The sequence below is a fragment of the Actinopolyspora biskrensis genome, from assembly GCF_013408175.1.
Taxonomy (GTDB): Bacteria; Actinomycetota; Actinomycetes; order Mycobacteriales; family Pseudonocardiaceae; genus Actinopolyspora; species Actinopolyspora biskrensis.
Window position 1 is genome coordinate 103899 of record NZ_JACBYW010000008.1, and the last position, 17691, is coordinate 121589.

The 17691-nt window shown below is 68.5% G+C and carries 14 protein-coding genes; 5 read left to right on the forward strand and 9 right to left on the reverse strand.

What is annotated here, in order from left to right; translation table 11 throughout:
* Positions 1–359: 359 nt before the first annotated feature.
* A complete protein-coding gene (locus FHR84_RS19465) occupies positions 360–1937 on the forward strand; it encodes a glycoside hydrolase family 32 protein (protein ID WP_179536981.1) in 1578 nt (525 codons plus the stop codon).
* 776 nt (positions 1938–2713) lie between these two features.
* Here the strand turns inward: FHR84_RS19465 and FHR84_RS19470 are convergent.
* The 3 genes from FHR84_RS19470 to FHR84_RS19480 form a co-directional block, all read right to left on the reverse strand.
* Entirely contained in the window at positions 2714–3640 is a 927-nt protein-coding gene (locus FHR84_RS19470) for a PfkB family carbohydrate kinase (protein ID WP_179536982.1), read from the reverse strand.
* 113 nt (positions 3641–3753) lie between these two features.
* Complete coding sequence (locus FHR84_RS19475) at positions 3754–5217, reverse strand: sugar porter family MFS transporter (protein WP_179536983.1); 1464 nt, start codon at positions 5215–5217, stop codon at positions 3754–3756.
* Positions 5214–6509, reverse strand: a complete 1296-nt coding sequence (locus FHR84_RS19480; RefSeq protein ID WP_179536984.1) for an AGE family epimerase/isomerase — start codon at positions 6507–6509, stop codon at positions 5214–5216. Before FHR84_RS19480 ends, FHR84_RS19475 begins: the two co-directional genes overlap by 4 nt.
* Positions 6510–6794: 285 nt before the next feature.
* Between FHR84_RS19480 and FHR84_RS19485 the strand changes: the two genes are divergently transcribed.
* Complete coding sequence (locus FHR84_RS19485) at positions 6795–7814, forward strand: substrate-binding domain-containing protein (RefSeq protein ID WP_179536985.1); 1020 nt, start codon at positions 6795–6797, stop codon at positions 7812–7814.
* 462 nt (positions 7815–8276) lie between these two features.
* On the opposite strand, the gene FHR84_RS19490 is transcribed toward FHR84_RS19485, so the two are convergent.
* Positions 8277–9569, reverse strand: a complete 1293-nt coding sequence (locus tag FHR84_RS19490) for an erythromycin esterase family protein (RefSeq protein WP_246300803.1) — start codon at positions 9567–9569, stop codon at positions 8277–8279.
* 370 nt (positions 9570–9939) lie between these two features.
* Between FHR84_RS19490 and FHR84_RS19495 the strand changes: the two genes are divergently transcribed.
* Positions 9940–10386 carry a hypothetical protein gene (locus FHR84_RS19495; protein WP_179536986.1) on the forward strand — a complete coding sequence of 149 codons (447 nt, stop codon included), beginning with the start codon at positions 9940–9942 and terminating at the stop codon, positions 10384–10386.
* Between the two features lie 406 nt (positions 10387–10792).
* Here the strand turns inward: FHR84_RS19495 and FHR84_RS19500 are convergent, their stop codons facing one another.
* Positions 10793–11749, reverse strand: a complete 957-nt coding sequence (locus FHR84_RS19500) for a helix-turn-helix transcriptional regulator (RefSeq protein ID WP_179536987.1) — start codon at positions 11747–11749, stop codon at positions 10793–10795.
* Positions 11750–11813: 64 nt separating this feature from the next.
* Between FHR84_RS19500 and FHR84_RS19505 the strand changes: the two genes are divergently transcribed.
* The gene (locus FHR84_RS19505; RefSeq protein WP_179536988.1) at positions 11814–12728 is read left to right on the forward strand and encodes an NmrA family NAD(P)-binding protein; all 915 of its coding nucleotides are present in this window, start codon (positions 11814–11816) and stop codon (positions 12726–12728) included.
* 101 nt (positions 12729–12829) lie between these two features.
* Here the strand turns inward: FHR84_RS19505 and srmL are convergent, their stop codons facing one another.
* From srmL to FHR84_RS19525, 4 genes are all read right to left on the reverse strand, one after another.
* A complete protein-coding gene (gene srmL, locus FHR84_RS19510) occupies positions 12830–14023 on the reverse strand; it encodes a PheS-related mystery ligase SrmL (protein ID WP_179536989.1) in 1194 nt (397 codons plus the stop codon).
* 611 nt (positions 14024–14634) lie between these two features.
* Positions 14635–15711 carry a uroporphyrinogen decarboxylase/cobalamine-independent methonine synthase family protein gene (locus FHR84_RS19515; RefSeq protein WP_218863419.1) on the reverse strand — a complete coding sequence of 359 codons (1077 nt, stop codon included), beginning with the start codon at positions 15709–15711 and terminating at the stop codon, positions 14635–14637.
* 148 nt (positions 15712–15859) lie between these two features.
* Positions 15860–16003: a hypothetical protein gene (locus FHR84_RS19520; protein WP_179536990.1), complete on the reverse strand. Its 144-nt coding sequence runs from the start codon at positions 16001–16003 to the stop codon at positions 15860–15862.
* Complete coding sequence (locus tag FHR84_RS19525) at positions 16000–16557, reverse strand: 2'-5' RNA ligase family protein (protein ID WP_179536991.1); 558 nt, start codon at positions 16555–16557, stop codon at positions 16000–16002. Before FHR84_RS19525 ends, FHR84_RS19520 begins: the two co-directional genes overlap by 4 nt.
* Positions 16558–16812: 255 nt before the next feature.
* Between FHR84_RS19525 and FHR84_RS19530 the strand changes: the two genes are divergently transcribed.
* The gene (locus tag FHR84_RS19530) at positions 16813–17640 is read left to right on the forward strand and encodes a class I SAM-dependent methyltransferase (protein ID WP_179536992.1); all 828 of its coding nucleotides are present in this window, start codon (positions 16813–16815) and stop codon (positions 17638–17640) included.
* Positions 17641–17691 lie beyond the last annotated feature (51 nt).

Here is a 17691-nt window from a genome sequence, read left to right on the forward strand (position 1 = left end):
GCTCGTCGTCGCACCACCGTCGCTCGGAGCGACCGCCGGTTTGCTCGGCGGTGCGAGTCCGGGGCGGCACGATGAAGCGCCGGGGGTGGGACTTCACCGTCGTGATCTCGGCACTGGGTCTGATCAACGCCATCACCGTGACCAGCCTGTTTCGGGTGCACGCCGGCCTTCGGCGTGCTCGGCCCGGTGTTGCTGTACCGAAAGCTGCCCGAACCCGAGGGGGACAGCTCACGAGGACAACGCTTATCTCCCACGCGGTTCACGAAGTTCGGGCGAGCGTCTTGCGTCGACGTAATGCGCTCGCGGCCAGGCCAACCACCGCTGGCTGTTGCCAGCGGGACAGGGACGAGGAGGTCGGCATGCACCACCCTGACGATTCGATCGAACCCCACCGGCAGGCACGCCTCGGCAGGCGCGGCTTCCTGCTCGGCACTGGCGCGCTCGTGGCTACCGGGGTCCTCGCGCCGCAGCCAAGGACCGCATTCGCGGGCGACAGCTCGGCTGGCACCCCGTACTGGCGGCCCACGGTGCACTTCACACCGGAACGCAACTGGATGAACGACCCGAACGGCATGGTCCACTTCCAGGGCGAGTACCATCTGTTCTTCCAGCACAATCCCCACGGCGATCAGTGGGGGAACATGTCGTGGGGACACGCGGTCAGCCACGACCTCGTGCACTGGACGGAACTGCCGGTCGCGCTCAGCCCCGACGAACTGGGCGCGATCTTCTCCGGCAGCGCCGTCGTCGATCACGACAACACGAGCGGTCTCTTCGACGCCGAGCCGGGAATAGTGGCGATCTACACCAACGCTGGGCAAACCCAGCAGCAGAGCATCGCCTACAGCACGGACCGCGGGCGCACCTGGACGAAATACGCCGGAAACCCGGTGATCGAGAACCCGGGTGTGGCCGACTTCCGCGACCCGAAGGTCTTTTGGCACGACGAAACCGAGCGGTGGATCATGTCGTTGGCCGAGGGAGACCGGATCAGCTTCTACGCCTCGCCGGATCTCCTGAACTGGGAGCGGCTGAGCGAGTTCGGCTCCGACCAAGGCGCGCACGGAGGCGTGTGGGAATGCCCCGACCTATTCCGACTCCCGGTCGAGGGGCAGCCGGGCCGTAGCAAGTGGGTCCTCATCGTCAGCATCAACCCGGGCGGCCCGGCCGGCGGTTCGGGAATGCAGTACTTCGTGGGCGAGTTCGACGGGACCCGGTTCCGCAACGACGGATCCCCCGGCGAGGTTCGGTGGGTTGATCAGGGCGCGGACTTCTACGCGGCCGTGACCTGGGCTGGCATTCCCGAATCAGACGGGCGCCGTCTGTGGCTGGGTTGGATGAGCAACTGGACGTACGCCAGCGAGATCCCCACCTCACCGTGGCGGGGCAGCATGTCCGTGCCGCGCGAGCTGTCCCTGATCGAGACCGGTGCCGGGCTCCGGGTGGCCCAGCGGCCCGTTGCCGAACTGGAACGGGTGCGCAGGAGACCGCGACGCTGGTCCGGTGCCGTCTCCGACGGGGGAGCGGCGCCGGAGTTCCGCGGGTCCGAGCTGGACATGACCACAGAGTTCCGGCTCACCGGGGCCTCGGCCACGTCGTTCGGCCTGGAGGTGTTCACCGATGGAGAGCAGGTCACTCGCATCGGCTACGACGTCACCGCCCGGCAGGTGTTCGTCGAACGTACCGAGTCGGGCGACACCACCGTCAGTGACGCGTTCCCGGCGCGCCACGCAGCCGAGCACGTTCCGGACGACGGTGTTGTGCGGCTGCGGATCCTGATGGATCGCTGCTGCGTGGAGGTGTTCGGCGACCGCGGCCAGGTCGTGCTCACCGACCTCGTGTTCCCCGCCCCGAAGGGCAACCGCGTGCGCCCGTTCGCCGACGGCGGGCGGGTCCACCTGGATTCGTGGGAGATCTACGAACTCAACGCCCACTGACCTCGGTGTTGCCCCGAAAACAGGGGCAGCGCACGGAGGGAACGGCGTCCCCCGGTGCGCCGCGAAAGGCGCGCGCCGCTCGGACGGCGGGAGAGTTGAGGCGGGTGTGGCGCTGCGGGACGGTCTGCCCCCGTCCCGCCGCCTGCGGCTCTGCCCCCGCGCCGGGGCTGACCCGATCAGGGGCTCCTGATCGGGTCATACCTCACGGCCGTGAAAACCCCGATGCGGCCTCACCGACGTCACCGTCGCAACGTCGAGCACCTTCGTCAGCAACTCGACCAGCTCGTCCGACGTCCGACCCTGACGCATGAGCGGACGCTAACGCCCCACCAACACCATGACCGAGTGAACACCACCTTGCTCCTCAGGACACCGGGAGCACGGGGCCGACTGCCACGACGGTCGACGAGCTGACCGACAGCCGGGGACGCGGTTTCGGCATGGAAACCCTTCACCCGCGGCACCGACGGCATGCCTACCCGGTTCGAAGGGCGACAACCACCCAGCAGTCCGCCGGACGACAACACCGGCCTAGGAGGTTGTGGCTGTCACTGCCGAAACGAACAGTCTCCATCAACGTCACACAGGCACACCGACAGCCGGTGTCACCGGCCCCCGACCGGCTATGTCGGTGTCGGCCGACGGCGCTTGTCGGCGCCCCAGGAAAGCGGTAGGACCTTCGCAGGCGTCGAAGTATCGATGAGTTTTGGCAGCGCTCGATGGCGGGGAAGGCCGCTCGGGCAAGCCGCTCGTCCGGCGGGAAGCCGTCGGCGAACTCATCCGGCAGTGACCTCACACCGATAGGGCGGGTTCGCGCCGGGGCGCGAGACTGTCACGGCGGCGGCGCGACCGGCGTAGGTCAGCACCTCGCGCCATGCGTCGGATGCGAGCGCATCCAACCGGGTGCGTGCGTCGGGCCCTGCCACATCCTTTGCCCAGAGCGCGTCGAGCAGGGCGGCGCCGATGGTGTCACCGGCACCGATGGTGTCGGCGACGACGATTCCCTCCGGAGTGGGAGTCTGTACCGCGCCGCTGCGTGTCAGCACGAACGCGCCCTCGTCGCTTTTTGTGACGACCACGGCGCGGGGACCTTGTGCCAGGAGGTCACGGGCGGCGCTGAGGTGGTCGAGGCCCGGGTAGAGCACGTCCAGGTCCTCCTCGGAGGCTTTGACCACGTCGCTGATCGCGACCAAGCGCTGCACGCGGGCGTGCACCTCGGGGCCGGTTCCGGTCACCGCGGGTCGAGCGTTGAGGTCGTAGCTGACCAGGGCACTGGCGCGGAGGTGGTCGACCAGCTCGTAGACCTGCTCACAGCCCGGAGTGAGCACTGCTCCGAGGGAGCAGGCGTGGAGTGCGACCGGCTGCACGTTGTCGGGCAGCGCGAGCGGGTTCAGCCGCCAATCGATGTCGAACCGGTACTCCGCGGCGCCGTCCGCGGCGATGGTGGCCACCGCCGCCGAGGTGTGGTCGATGGCGGCGACGTCGGTGGCCAGACGTACCTGGTCCCGCTCGAGGTGGTCGGCGATGAGCCGACCGTGCTCGTCGTCGGTGTAGCTGGTCGCGAACCAGGTCGGCCGGCCGAGACGGGCGAGGGCGACCGCGACGTTGGCGGCGCTGCCGCCGGGATAGCCGATCACCGATCCGTCTCGCTCGTGCACGATGTCGACCAGGGACTCACCCACGACGAGGGCTCCTTGCTGCATGGCGTCACCTTTCGTGGCCGGGACGCAGGCCCCGGCGCGGGGCTGTGCTGTCGCGTGGGTGTGCCCCGGGGGCCGTTCTCGGCCAACCCGGGGCACCCACGTCCGGTGTCTGCTCAGTCAGGGGTCAAGGAGTCGGAGCTGCCCCGGGACCGACCGGCGTCCGGGTGGCTGTCCGGGCTGTGCCGCAGCCCGAGGACGCCCTTCATCTCCTCCAGCGGCACCCCCTTGGTCTCGGGCATCAGCAACAGCACCCAGACGAGCTGGCCGACCATGCACACGAAGAAGAAGGTGAAGGCCGTCCCGCCACCGATCGCCTCTGCCAGCAACGGGAAGATCCAGGAGATGGCGGCCGCGAATCCCCAGTGGGTCAGTGAGCCGAACGCCTGCCCTCGTGCGCGGATCGAGGTCGGGAAGATCTCGGAGATGAAGACCCAGATGACGGCGCCCTGGCCGAAAGCGTGCGCGGCGACGAACAGCATCACCATGACCACCACGAGCAGGCTTGCCGCGCCGGAGAACGCCTCGCCCTGGCTGAGGAAGGTCACCGCGAGAACGCCCAGGGTGAGCAGGTAACCGAACGATCCGACGAGCATCAGCTTGCGTCGTCCGAGCCGGTCGATCACGACGAGAGCGAGCATCGTCGAGATCAGGTTGATCAGCCCCACACCGGCGCTGCTGAGGAACGAGGCGCTTTCGTCCATTCCGGCCGACTCGAAGATCGAGGGGGCGTAGTAGAGCACCGCGTTGATTCCGGAGAGCTGGTTGAAAGCCGCGATCGCGAACGCCAGCAGGATAATCTTGCGGTGCGGACGGGCGAAGAACGTGGTGCGTTGCTCGGTGTGGTCGGCCTCGTTTGCCTCGATGATCTCCTCGCGAGCCAGCCGCGCCTGGTCCGCGTCCGAGGCGAGGACCGTGATCAAGCGGTCGGCCTCCTCCACGCGTCCCACCTTCATCAGCCAGCGCGGGCTCTCCGGCACCAGCGCCAGCAACAGCACGAACGCGAGCGCGGGAAGCGCCTCGACCCCGAACATCCACCGCCAGGCCGTCGCGTCGGGCGCCACCTGGAGCACGACGTAGTTCGACAGATAGGCCAGCAGAATGCCGAGCACGATGTTGAACTGGAACAGCCCCACCATGCGGCCGCGGAGTTTCGGCGGCGCCACTTCGGCGTTGTAGATCGGTGCGACCGCGGCGGCCGCGCCGACCCCGATGCCGCCGACGAAGCGCATCACCATGAACGACACCCACCCGGGTGCCAAAGCGCTGCCAAGGGCGGACACCATGTAGAGGATCCCGATCGCGTACAGGACTTTCTTGCGCCCGATCCGGTCGGCCGGTTTCCCGAGCCCGGTGGCGGCGGCACCAACGATGGTGCCGATCAGGGCCGTCGCGACGGTGAAGCCGAGGCCTGCCCCACCCAGGGAGAAAACCCGTTTCAGCGCCTCGGTGGTGCCGGAGACCACGGCGGTGTCGAAGCCGAACAGCAGACCGCCGAGCGCGGCGATGACGGCGCTTCGGAGGACGAGCTTCTTACCGGCGAGGTTGCCTGCAGGGGTTGGTGCGGTGCGATCCTTCATGCCGGGAACCCCTTCTCGGTCCGGTACTGGGTGCCAGGGGCTGCGGTCGTGGTCTGAGCCGGTCGACTGCCGCCGGCCAGCGCCGCGGCGAACGAGGGCACGATCGGGAGCTCGGGCAGAAGAGCCGCCTGATAGGCGTGGTAGACATCGGGCTTGCCGGTCCACACCTCGGCGCTGGGGAGGTTGTCGGGACCGAGCTCGTGTCGCCAGGAGCCGTGCTCGCGATCGACGAGGTAGCGGTCGACGTAGGTCCACCAGCGATCGGCGTGATCGGCGTACGTGCTGTCGCCGGTGACTCGGCGCAGTGTCTCGGCGGTGTTGACCGCCTCGGCGAGTACCCAGTGCATACGTGTCCGCACGACCGGGCGGCCCTGCCAGTCGGTGGTGTACACGAACCCGTCGACTCCGTCGGCCGCCCAGCCGTCGGCGACGGCCCGGTCGGTGAGCGCGACCGCGGCCTCGAGCAGACCGTCCGGGGCTGCCTGACCGAGACTGGCGTCGACCGCCACGAGCAGCCTGGCCCACTCCAGACCGTGTCCGACTGTGGCGCCGAAGGGACGGAAGGGATCCGCCGGCTGGTCGCGGTTGTGCTCGAGCATCGGTGTCCAGGTGGAGTCGAAGTGCTCGGGAATGCGCCAGTCGTTGGCCCGGGCCCAGCCGACGACGGCGGCGGCGATCCGACCGGCGCGGTGGTGCCACACCGCGTCTCCGAGGACGTCACCGACGGCGAGGTAGGCCTCGACGGTGTGCATGTTGGCGTTGATGCCGCGGTAGTCGCCGAGCACCGTCCAGGCACGGTCCCACTCCTCGACCGCCAGGCCCACCTCGTCGTCCCAGAAGTGGCGCTCGTGCACGTCGACGGCCTCGCGGAGCAGGGCCTCGGCACCGGAGATCCCCGCCGCTGCCGCGGAACTCGCGGCCAGGCACACGAACGCGTGGGCATAGGCCTGCTTGGCCTCCTCGACCGGACCGTGTGGCCCCACGGCGGCGAACCAGCCTCCGTGCTCCTCGTCGGCAAAGGCGGTCGTGAGCGCCCGTACGCCGTGGGCCGCGAGATCCGTGAGGGCGGCTTGATCGGGGCCGCCGGGAGCCGGGGGTTCGTCGGCGAGCACCCCGAGGCTCATGACGTGGGTCATCCGGCAGGTGATCCACAGTTCGACGGGTCGCTCCGTGACGAGCTGACCGGCCTCGTCGAGCCAGCCGAAGCCGAGCTCGTGACGGGCGCCCTGGGCGAACCGGAGTAGGTCGGCGCGTTGCGCGGCGCGATAGGCGCGGTCGCCGGGACTGGGCATCTGTTCACTCCTTCGTGATGACCGGCTGTGGCCTGATTTGCTGTGCCCGAAACCACAGTTGGCGAGTCAACTTAGCAGGAATGTCATCGATGTCAAAGAGAGAATATAGAGCGCTTGCGGCACTAGTGGCAGCCAAATCACCGGTATTGAAGGTAGATAAGTGACATGATCGGGGAGAAACCGGATGCATCGAGCGACACGTATGTCATCGATAGACATGAGACGGGTGGTCCGGAACGACGCCGTCGTTGACGGTTAGGCTCAAGGTCGAGGAAGGGGGCGGACGTGACAGCTGAGATCCCTCCGCGGCAGGGGCACACCACGCTGCAGGATGTCGCCCGGCTGGCCGGGGTGAGTGCCAAGACGGCCGCGCGTGCGATCAACGGCGAGAGCAACGTCCGTGCCGAGACTCGGGAGCGCGTTTTCACGGCGGCCGCGGCGTTGAGGTTCCGGCCGAACCGCCTTGCCCGCGAGCTGCGTCAGGGCGCGCGCACCGGGGCTGTGGGCCTGGTCATCGGTAATCTCGACAACCCGTTCTACTCCCAGCTCGCCGCAGGCGTCGATCACGCCCTTCGTGAGCACGACCTCGAACTCATCATCGCCTCGACCGACGACGAACCGGAGCGGGAGAGGGTCGTTGTGCAGGCGATGCTCGAGCGCCGGGTCACCGCCCTGATGCTGGTTCCCTCCGCGACCGACCACAGCTATCTCGAAGGGGAGCGACAGCTGGGGCTTCCGATCATCTTCCTGGACCGGCCGCCGGTCACGGTGGTCGCCGACAGTGTGCTCTGGGACAACCACTCCGGTGTCCGGGAGGCGATCCACGAACTGACCACGCGTGGCCACCGACGTATCGCTGCCCTGGCCGACAGCCCCGAGCTCTTCACCGCCACGGAGCGGCTCACCGCGTTCCGCGAGGCGCTGACCGAAGCCGGTGCAGAGCCGGATGAAGCACTCATCGTGGCCAGAGTTCACGACGTGCCGTCCGCTGCCTCCGCGACTGCCGACCTACTCGCTCGCGACGACCCGCCGACCGCCATCATCGCCCTCAACAACCGGATCAGCGTCGGGGCTGTCAGCACGCTGCTGCGAGACGACCCAGCGTGCGCTTTCGTCGGCTTCGACGACTTCGACCTCGGCGAGACCCTGGGCATCAGCGTGATCGCCAACGATCCCCGAGAGATGGGCAATCACGCCGGTCAGATCGCGCTGCGGCGACTCAAGGACGGCACCGGTGCGCCCGAACGGATCTCCTTGCCGACCCGCTTGGTCCAGCGGGGCTCAGGGGAACGGCCGGTATCTTGACTGGCCCGTGGCGCCGGCTGAGCAGACCCGGAGCCGGGTTCCAGGTGGTTTGAGGATACCGGCGTGTTCGCCGGACGCTGGGGACCACGGAGCGGGTGTGCGCAAGGGGTTCCACTTGCGGACGCGTCCAGCCGAGCTCGACCAGTGACGCTCCACGGCGATCGTGTTCTCTCGTGGAGCGCGGATGCAGGCGACGACTTCGGTGGAGGAGCGGTTCGGGTCCGAGCGGTGCGCCACCCCTCGGATCCGAACCGGTTGCTCTTGCTGACCTTTCAGCATGGTTTTTCCTGGCTGGAGTGCTCGCCCTGAGCACGACGAGTTGCTCCGGCGCGTGAGGTGGACGCGTCCCGAGGTGGGAGGGCACGTGGCGCAGGCCGCTGCTCGAGGTGCCCTCCGACGCCGGCGAGGCGCCGACTCGCGTGCCGGAAGCCGACCGCCCGGGCGGTATTCCGCAAGGACTCCCTACTGCTCACTGTGCAGGCTGGTCGTGTAGTAGGTGGTGGTTGTGGGGCTGGTCAGGACCGCGTCGAATGCCTGCGGTACGGGGATAGGCAAGCTGGAGCCCTGGGCCCGGATGCGGTCCAGTCCTTCAGAGGGGGCGTTGCGGAGGTTGGTGAGGCTGATGTCGGTGCCGTATCCGGCGTCGATGACGGCGGCCTCGACACTTCCGGGCTCGGGGGTACCGAGGCGTTCCTCGGTGACGGTAAAGCCGGCTTCGGCCTCCTCGGTCGGATGCATTTCGACGACGTGCTCGGCGGTGTGGGTCTGAGCCAGCGCCCGGTAGCTGTCGCCGAGCGTGCGGTGGAGGTAGTAGCCCATGGGCAGGACGGCGAGTTCGTCGTCGAAGTACACCGGGGTTTTCTGGATGTGGTTGTTGTGGGCGGCCAGCGCGATGCGAGTGCCGGGTTCGGCGCGGTCGAGGTGCCAGTGCAGCGATTCGGCCATGTAGTGGTCCCGGACCGCGGCATCCCCGTCCAGTCCCCGGCCGGCGAAGAGGTCGCGCATGGCGGTGAACATGTAGTCGGCGTGCAGGGCCGCCTCGAGGTGACGCAACGCGAGGTCGTAGCCGGCCTGGTCGCTGCGTGAAACGTACAGCGGTTCCAGCGAACGAAACCGCAGCAGCAGCCGCGTCAACGAGGCGGTCAGCGCGTCCTGGTCGGCACCATCCAGCTGTGCCCATTTCGGGGCGGCCACAGCCACCGAGGTTCCGGTGAATCGGTCGGCGATGGCCAGCGCCCGCTCGACGAGGCCAACGAGGTCGGGATCCACCTCGCGTAGGTAGTCGGCCAGCGGTTCCAACGCCGGGCGCAGCTGGCCTCCGGCCGTGGGGGTGTCCACGCCGACGAAGCGCAACGGGTGTGCGCTGGTGCTGTTGTGTCGGCGCAGCCAGTGCACCAGCTGCGGATTCACCCCGGCGTTCGTGGTCCCACCCACCGTGGCCAGGTCGGCATCGTCACCGTGGCCCTGCAGCCAGTGGTCCAGGGCTGCGGCTTCGCTGAATCCGAACTCGAAGGCCACGACAGTGAATCCACAGCGTTCGGCCAGGAAGCGCAGCATCCGCTGCCGAGCATGGGTGAACTCGCCGACGAAGTGGGCACCCTCGCCCAGGGCCACCACCTGTGCGTCGCCGACGATGTCGCGCAACGGTTCGAGATCGTCCAGCGGCGCGTCCACATCGAAACCACGCAGGGTGCTGGTGTGCTCGCCGAACCAGTCAGACAGTGGGGTAGCGGAACGAGACATACGGTCAGTCATCAGTAGCTCAACTCTCGGTGTAGAAGCGAAACACAATCACCGAACGGGGAGGCGGACCCAAGCCGACTGGCCGTACAAAACGAGTGGCGGGGCAACGGCCCGACGCCACCGAACCGGAGGAGACATCACTCCGACCGTCCGCGCTCCCGCGAGGAGCGCGTCAGAGGAAAAGACTTCCCGTAGGCATGGCATGCACCCTAGCAGCCCGCTGATCATCTCGCACTGCTCACCACCAGTACGTCCTCCACTCGTGATCGGTTACCTCGCCAGAGCACACGTGCTGAAACCGTCAGTTTCGGGCAGAGTCCCCAGTGGGCTCGTGATCACGAACATGCCAGGCCTCTCACGTGGCATGGGGTCAAACGGACACATGACCACCAATGCCGGATATGACGAGATCGCCATCCGAGTGGCCGATCTGGACCGCCAACAACTGCCCGGGCAGACCGCTGTGCCGGTGCCCGGATACGGCACCGACCAGAACGCGCCGGGCGTCGAACCTCACGCCGAGACGGCGATCGCAAGCACAGACCATTCGGCAGAGCAACAGCCTGCTCGCCCCTCACGACACCGCACCAAGTCCCGCCGGAAACGCCGCTACACCGACATCGACAGCTACCAGCTCGAGGGGCTGCGCAGCACGACCGGAGATCTGCTCGGCTGCACCGTGGTCATCGCGGAGGACGCACTCGCATCACCCGCAGCAACCACCCCCGCAGGCGGCGGGCCTTCCCAGGCAGCTCAACCACCCCGGTCGAGCACATCGGAACAGGCCGGGCCGCACCAATCCGCGAAAAAGCCGTCATCGACCTACTAGCCCACCTCGGCATCCTGGGCAGCTAATCCGGTGCACGTGCGACGAGAGCGCGGGACCTCTTCGGCATGCCGCGGGAACCGCGCCCCGGTCTCGAAGAGCTTCAACAGCAGCGCGAATCCCAGCCGCGCAGCCCCGGACTTGTTGCCCACCAAGCGCCAGTCATGACCAACCAGCGTCCACGAGACCCCCACCAGCTCATCCGGCCTGCCCTCCCGCTGCACACGCGCACGCTATCGAGCCTCCAGGCCAGCACCCACCGGGATCGCTCCACTCCGCCCCTCGCAACAGCTTCGGGAGCACAAGGTCTGCTCGGGAGTGAGCGCCCACGACGGGGCACGGAGTTCGCGTGCGCCCGTATCGGCCGATCGGCAGCTTCCTCGGCGAGGTTCCTTCCCGGCTGGAAGGATCACCCACCGGCTGCTCGGGCTATGCGCTCGGCCAGCTTCCGCGAGCAGGTGATCAGTTCCGGGGGAGACTCGATGCTGTAGGGCACGCCGACCGTGGCGAGGGCGGCGGACAGCCACTCCCAGGAGTCGGTGCTGGTGGTGTAGCGGCAGCTGGTGTCGTCGATGGCTTCGAGGGAGCCGGATCGGGCGATCAGCCGCTCGGAGACCACCGAGACCGGGGCCGCGAAACGCACCACGCCGCGCCGCCCGGTTCGGGGGAACCGGGCGCTGTCCTGGACGAAGCTCACCGGATCCTCGGAGGGCAGCTCGCGGGGCGCGAAAGTGGTGCCCGGAACGGTGAGAGCACCGATTCGGTCGATGCGGTAGGTGCGCCAGTCGGCACGGTCGCGATCCCACCCCAGCAGGTACCAACGGTGCCCCATCAGTACCTGCCGGTAGGGCTCGACGCGGCGTTCGGTGCGTTCTCCGCCGCGGCTGGTGTAGTCGAAGCGCACGTCCTGATACGTGTGCGCTGCGGTGGCCAGCAGCTGCACAGTGCGCAGATCCAGCGTTCGGGAGGCGCGGGAGTTGACCTCGGTGGCGGCGGTCAGCGCCTGGATGCGGGCCCGCAGCCGCTGGGGAACAACTCGTTCGAGTTTGCCCAGAGCACCTTCGGCGGCCGCGCCGGCACCGCCCGTCTCGGTGAGGGCTGCGATACGCAGGCCGACGACGGTGGCGACCGCCTCCTCGTCGGTGAACAGCAGCGGAGGCATGGCGCGTCCGGCGACGAGCTGGTAGCTGCCCCCCGGTCCGCGCGTCGAGGAGACAGGGTAGCCGAGCTCACGCAGGCGATCGAGGTCCCGCCGCAGGGTGCGCGGTGACGCGCCCAGCCTCGCGGCCAGCTCGGTCGCCGGCCAACTGCGTCCGCTCTGCAGCAGCGACAGCAGCTCCAGCATCCGGGTGCTCGGATCGGTCATCACGCTCAATGTAATCGAGAGTTGTGGCCAGTATCCGACCACAACCAGCCGTAGCGTTGCGGGTATGACACCAGGACACACGCGCAGGAAGATCGTCGTCACCACCCCCACCGGACACGTGGGCTCGCGGGTCGTGCGACTGCTTCTGCAAGCGGGCACACGTCCGACGCTGCTGTTGCGCGACCCCACCAAGCTCGATGCCGCGATACGGGCGCGGGCCGAGGTCGTTCAAGTCGACCAGGGCGACGCCGAGGCGGTGGTCCGCGCGACGCGCGGCGCGGACTGTCTGTTCTGGGTCGATCCGCCGCACACGGTGGACGGCGACCCGGTGGCCGGATACGCCCGCATGGGCGCCAACGCGGCACGCGCGGTCGAGGAGAACGGCATCGCACGCACCGTGTTCCTCAGCAGCGTGGGAGCGGAGAAGCGCCACGGGGCCGGCGAGATCGATGGACTCGCCCGAACGGAGGAAGCGCTGGATGCCACCGGAGCCGGGGTGCTGCACCTGCGCTGCGGCTATTTCTTCACCAACCTGCTCATGGACCTCACCGCGCTGCGCGAGGGGGTGCTGCCCACACCGTGGCCACTCGACCATCCGATGGCCTGGGTCGACCCGCGCGACATCGGCGAGATCGTGGCCGCGCGACTGCTGTCGGACTGGTCGGACAGCCACGTGCAGGCCGTGCACGGCCCCGAGGACCTGACCTTCTCGCAGGTGGCCGACATCCTGGGCCGAGCAGTGGGACGCGAAGTGCGCGCCGAGCGGATCTCCGAGGACGATTTCCGCACCGCGCTGCGCTCCGCCGGTTTGAGCGGCGGACAGATCGAAGGCATCGTCGGCATGTCCACCGGGTTGAGCGGGAACTTCGTCGCCGAGGACGAACGCGGCATCCTCACGACAACACCGACCACGCTAGATGCCTGGGCACACACCCATCTTCGCCCCGCGCTCCGCGACACCCCACCGGGTGAGCTCTGAGGCCGCGCGGCGCCCCGGTAGCAGAAGCCGAAAAACAACGGTCAGCTCGACCGTGCTCGACACATCTCCCTCGCTCCGCCCGAGGGGGAGTCCGGGATGTCTCAGTGGGGTTCCCGAGTGGACATGCCACCCCTTCGGGCGGGTTGTGACTGTTCGTGAGGAGAGGTGGATGGTGCGGCCCATTCCGGGTGGGGGCCGTGGTGGAGGGCGGCGTAGATGCGGTCGCGGAGGATGTTGGCTTGGTGGTCGGTCAGAGTGCTGTCGAGGGGGCGCAGGACTGCTCGGACGAGAAGGTTGGCCTGTCCGGAGCGGGTGCCGAGGCGTTGTTGGGCCGCGACGGGCAGCTGCTCGTGGTCGGTGACTGCGCGGATCGTGAGGCTTTCCAGCATGTCGGCCTCGGAACCGAGAGCGCTGCGGGCGCGGTCTCCGAGCAGTTCGGCGTCGGTGGTGGCATCGGCCACGATCGATAGGTCGCGACGCACGGGCGGCATCATCGAGATCGGCCGCCACGGGGCGAGGTCGAGCATCTGCTCGGCGATGCGCGGCTCGCTGGCGCGCAGGAGGCGAATGTCGGGGATCCGTTTGCGCAGCATCAGCGCCCGGTCCAGCCCCATGCCCAGAGCGAGGCCACTCCAGCGTCCCGGGTCAAGTCCGGCCCCGGCCAGGACGTGCGACGCGGCTAGGCCGCACTCGGCGAGCTCGACCCACTCGCCATCGGCCTCGACGTCAACTTGGAGGCCGGAGGCGGTGTAGGGATGGACAGCGGGCTGGGTGCGCCAGTGCGCTGCGGGCAGGGCTGCTGCGACGACCGTGGCGATCATGTCGTCGAGGTCGGCCGGAGTCGGGGGCTGGTCCCGGGTGAGGCGCCACAGGTCGACTTGATGCGGGGTGCCGATGTGCAGCCGGTCGATGACATCCCGGCGGTAGCTCACCCCCGGCAGCACCAGCAGCAGGTCGGTCGGCGGGTGCTGTTCGGTCGCCAACGCGCGTAGCGCAGGCGGGATGCCGGCCGACGTGTGGCTGCGCAGCATCGTGGTGTCACTCGTGTAGCGGGTGTAGCGACGGTCTCGAGTGACCGCCTCGGGATCGTAACCGAGGCGGTCGTAGTTGTCTTCGATGCTGACCAGAGGCCGGGGCCGCACCGTGCGAGCTCGGCTGTCCCACCGGGTGGTGAGTTGCTCGACGATGGTGGCCAACAGGGTCTGCATGGCATGATCGCCGCAGGCCGGGTCGGTCAGATCACGAACCTGCAGGCACGCGGCGATCTCGCTGGGATCAAGCTGGGGAGTGGTCATCACACGGTTCCTCGTCGGTGGCAGCAACAGCAACGGAGGAAAGCCCCCGGCCACCGGCCGCGTGTGGACCTCTAGACGAGCACGATCACGCCCACGCGGCCGCTACACGGCCGGGGGCTGGGAAATCGCAGCTCGGAAATCATCACGAACCGAGGTTAACGCACGGCGTGAGCTCCGGCCAAGCCACGATGCTCATGCGAAAGTTCCCGGTGATCACGCGACGGCGATCGCCGCGCCTGAGCTCGGTGCGGTGATCGCGACCTTCGTCGGAACTCGGTGGCCCCCGTCCGTTCCCTCCGGCCGCGGACACGGACGGGGGCCACCACGGCCTGGGGCGCGGGCACGGTCAGCATCAGCGCGCTCGTCGCACCGACAGCGTGAGCGAGGGGACGGAACCCGCCAAGTGCGTGTGAAGGACGGGCACGGCCGGAGAACATGCGGAAACTCCTCGTCACGTACGACTGGGGAAGCACTTCGCCCGCGAGCTGTCGACGTGGCCGTACACGAGGGCCCGATGCTCCGTGACGGGGCGCTTTCGAACACGAGGACCGTTCCCGGGTGGTTACGAACACCGAACCACCCGGGAACAGCTCGACGAAGGACAGGAACCGTCAGGGAAGAACGGCGGAGTCACCACGGCACGCGCTGACCGTCTCGCGGTGCTGGCGCATCGTCTCCTCACCGTCCTCGCCCGGCTGCCGACCGAACCCGCAGTACATCGAGAGCCCGAACTCGTCGAGGTACTTCGACGCGGTCCTCATGCGACGTTGCAGCCCCGGAACACCGTCGATGGGCAACACCAGCCCCAGGAAGACCCGCGTGTCGCCGACATCGAGGTCGGACAGCGGACGGAAGAAACGCTCGTCCTCACTGCGCAGCGAGCGCGGCCCCGCCAAGTGCAGCCAGTCGACCCGCCGTCCGGACTCGGCGACGGCGTAGTTGGCCATGCGCACCACCGTGCTCATGTCCTGCGGCTCGTACATGGGCCACTCCGGGAACGTGCCGTAGCACAGGTGGTACCCGACGAGCACGTCCTCCGGGATGAGCCGCGTCAGCCGGGAAACAGGGCCCGCGAATCGTTCCCACGCGTCACCGGAAGTCCAGGACAGCACCCCCTCGACGTCCTTCGTCTCGTAGGCGCTGTCCCACTGGATGGCCAGATCGGCCGGCGGTATGGCCTCGGTCAACCGTTCGAGCTCACGGGCGACGAGGTCCTCGAACCCGCGTGCCGCCCTGGGATAGTCCCGCCCGAAGTCCGCCTTGAACGCGTTCATGGCGCTCGACGGAAACGGCAGCCCGACCTGGAACCGCAGATGGGCCGGGATCGTGCCCTGCTCGCGCAACTCGCGAAACACCTCGTAGGAGGCGATCGCGTCGTCGATGCGCGGCCAGGTGCCCCAGTGCAACCGTTCGACACCTTCCCGCACGGAGAACACGGGCGTGTCGTGCACATGACGCGGAACCCCGGTCGGAGAGGCCGTTTCCTCCACGACGACCACGTCGGGATTGGGGCGTACCAACCGCTCCCGCTCGTAACCCACCCAAGGGGCACGTGGCCCGGTCTCCCCGTCCGGCAGTGCGGCAACCAGGTCACCGAACCAGTGCGCGCCCGACCGGAACGCTTGTTCGGTCGAACCGGTCGGCAGGCTCCCGACCAACAGCAGATCACTCGCCACTCGTGGGCTCATCGCCGCATCCTCTTTCCTCGGCTCGTCGCGGTGACGGGGCTGCCGGTGGAGGGCCGACGGACGCGATCCCGCCCTCGTCGCCCGGCCACAGCCGCCCGATACGGGCACCGAGCGTGCGGGCGTTGTAGTCCACAGCACTACAGCGTTCTCATTCAGCGAGAGAAAAATCGGGTTCCGGATCGTAGGAGACGGAAGCGACGGGGTGATGAACCGTCGTGGTGCGAACGAGCACGGGCAGATATCCGTGCAGGCACCAGGCGGGTGCGCCAGTGGCTGTCGTGTCGTCGGTCATGAGACAGTCCGTTCCCGAACGTCCCCACTCCGGTCCGGCCGGGCCCGGAGAGCGAACCGTTCGCGGATGCGCCACTGCCCCTCGAAGACCACCAGCCACACTTCGGACAGCTCCGCCGTGACCGGAAGCAGTTCCGTCACCGTCCGCTGGATCGCGACCGCCGTTTCCCTGGAAGTGCCCGTGGCCACCGTCAGGTGCGGTTCCACCACCTCGTGACGCCCTTCATAGGGAACCACGTCCGGCCACCGGCGCTGAACCGCGTCCATCAACCGCTGAACGGGACCGGGCGGATCGGGGCGTAGGTACACGAACCCACCGTGCCGCGCACACTCCCTCCAGGACACTCGCAGCGGCGGCTGCTCGTCGAACAACTCGCGCAACTCACCGAACACCCGCTCACCGAGCTCGTCGGCGGCCAGGAAAGGGAACAGCACCGACACGTGCGCGGGCACTTCCCGCCGCACCGCCTCCGGATACCGTTCGCACACCGGCCCCAGCACGGTGTCGGCCTCCGGAACCGGGATCACCAGCCCGGTTCGACCGTCTCGTGGCACCCTCCCGTTGTACCCGAGACCGTCCGCCCGGGGCCGCACATCGGCTCTGCCGGACATCGCCCACCTCGCGCGGTCTGCCACCGGGGAGCGGTCACGATGACAGCAGGATGGTGCGCGGTTGGAGGAAGGGTCCGGGGGGCGAGGCATCGGCGACGGCATCTGCCGTCCCCGCTCTGGGCGGCTGGGTGACGTTACACCGGCGCTGCGGGAAAAACGAGTTGCCGGCGCACGGCGGCCCGCCCCTATGATCACGGCATGAACCACGGGGGCAGCGACACCGAGCTGGTCGAGGACAACCGGCGACACTGGGACGAGCGGGTCCCGCTCCACACCGCGAGCTCGTTCTACGATCTCGACGGGTTCCGCGCCGGGGACGAGGCCCTCGACCGGTTCCAACTCGACGAGCTCGGCGATGTCACCGATCTCGACCTGGCACACCTGCAGTGCCACATCGGTCTGGACACGCTGGGCTGGGCCCGCCACGGAGCCCGCGTCGCGGGGCTGGACTTCTCCGCACCGGCCATCCGCACGGCAACCGACCTCGCCGTCGACACCGGCCTCGACCAGCGGTCCCGCTTCGTCGCGGCCGACGTCTACGACGCGGTCGAGGAGCTCGGGGCCGGCGCGTTCGACGTGGTCTACACCGGAAGCGGCGCACTGATGTGGTTGCCCGACATCGACCGCTGGGCGCGCACCGTGGCGGGACTGCTGCGCCCGGGCGGGCGGCTCTACCTGGCCGAGTTCCACCCGCTGACCGACGTCCTCGACGACGAGCACGGGGCCACCGTCGCCCGCGACTACTTCACCCGCGACGCGCGCACCTACGACGCCCCGGGCTCGTACGCCGACTGGGAGGCCGCGACCACGTACAACACCGCCACCGAGTGGCACCACACCCTCGGCGACGTCATCAGCGCCATAGCCGCGGTCGGGCTGCGGATCGAGTTCGTCCGCGAACACGACACCATCCCGTTCCAGCGCTACGCCGCGCTGACCGTCGACGATGCCCACTTCCGCTATCCCGACCGGGCGGCCCGCCTGCCGCTGATGTACTCGCTGGCCGCCTCGGCCCCCGCACGGTAGAACGCCGAACGAGCAGGCCCAACCGCGGCTTCCGTGGTCCTTCCGGATAAC

What these genes read in the sequence shown, in the direction of transcription:
- FHR84_RS19465 (WP_179536981.1), top strand. Translation starts at nt 360, where the DNA reads ATGCACCACCCTGACGATTCGATCGAACCCCACCGGCAGGCACGCCTC.
- FHR84_RS19470 (WP_179536982.1), bottom strand. Translation starts at nt 3,640, where the DNA reads ATGCAGCAAGGAGCCCTCGTCGTGGGTGAGTCCCTGGTCGACATCGTG.
- FHR84_RS19475 (WP_179536983.1), bottom strand. Translation starts at nt 5,217, where the DNA reads ATGAAGGATCGCACCGCACCAACCCCTGCAGGCAACCTCGCCGGTAAG.
- FHR84_RS19480 (WP_179536984.1), bottom strand. Translation starts at nt 6,509, where the DNA reads ATGCCCAGTCCCGGCGACCGCGCCTATCGCGCCGCGCAACGCGCCGAC.
- FHR84_RS19490 (WP_246300803.1), bottom strand. Translation starts at nt 9,569, where the DNA reads ATGACTGACCGTATGTCTCGTTCCGCTACCCCACTGTCTGACTGGTTC.
- FHR84_RS19495 (WP_179536986.1), top strand. Translation starts at nt 9,940, where the DNA reads ATGACCACCAATGCCGGATATGACGAGATCGCCATCCGAGTGGCCGAT.
- FHR84_RS19500 (WP_179536987.1), bottom strand. Translation starts at nt 11,749, where the DNA reads ATGACCGATCCGAGCACCCGGATGCTGGAGCTGCTGTCGCTGCTGCAG.
- FHR84_RS19505 (WP_179536988.1), top strand. Translation starts at nt 11,814, where the DNA reads ATGACACCAGGACACACGCGCAGGAAGATCGTCGTCACCACCCCCACC.
- srmL (WP_179536989.1), bottom strand. Translation starts at nt 14,023, where the DNA reads ATGACCACTCCCCAGCTTGATCCCAGCGAGATCGCCGCGTGCCTGCAG.
- FHR84_RS19515 (WP_218863419.1), bottom strand. Translation starts at nt 15,711, where the DNA reads ATGAGCCCACGAGTGGCGAGTGATCTGCTGTTGGTCGGGAGCCTGCCG.
- FHR84_RS19520 (WP_179536990.1), bottom strand. Translation starts at nt 16,003, where the DNA reads ATGACCGACGACACGACAGCCACTGGCGCACCCGCCTGGTGCCTGCAC.
- FHR84_RS19530 (WP_179536992.1), top strand. Translation starts at nt 16,813, where the DNA reads ATGAACCACGGGGGCAGCGACACCGAGCTGGTCGAGGACAACCGGCGA.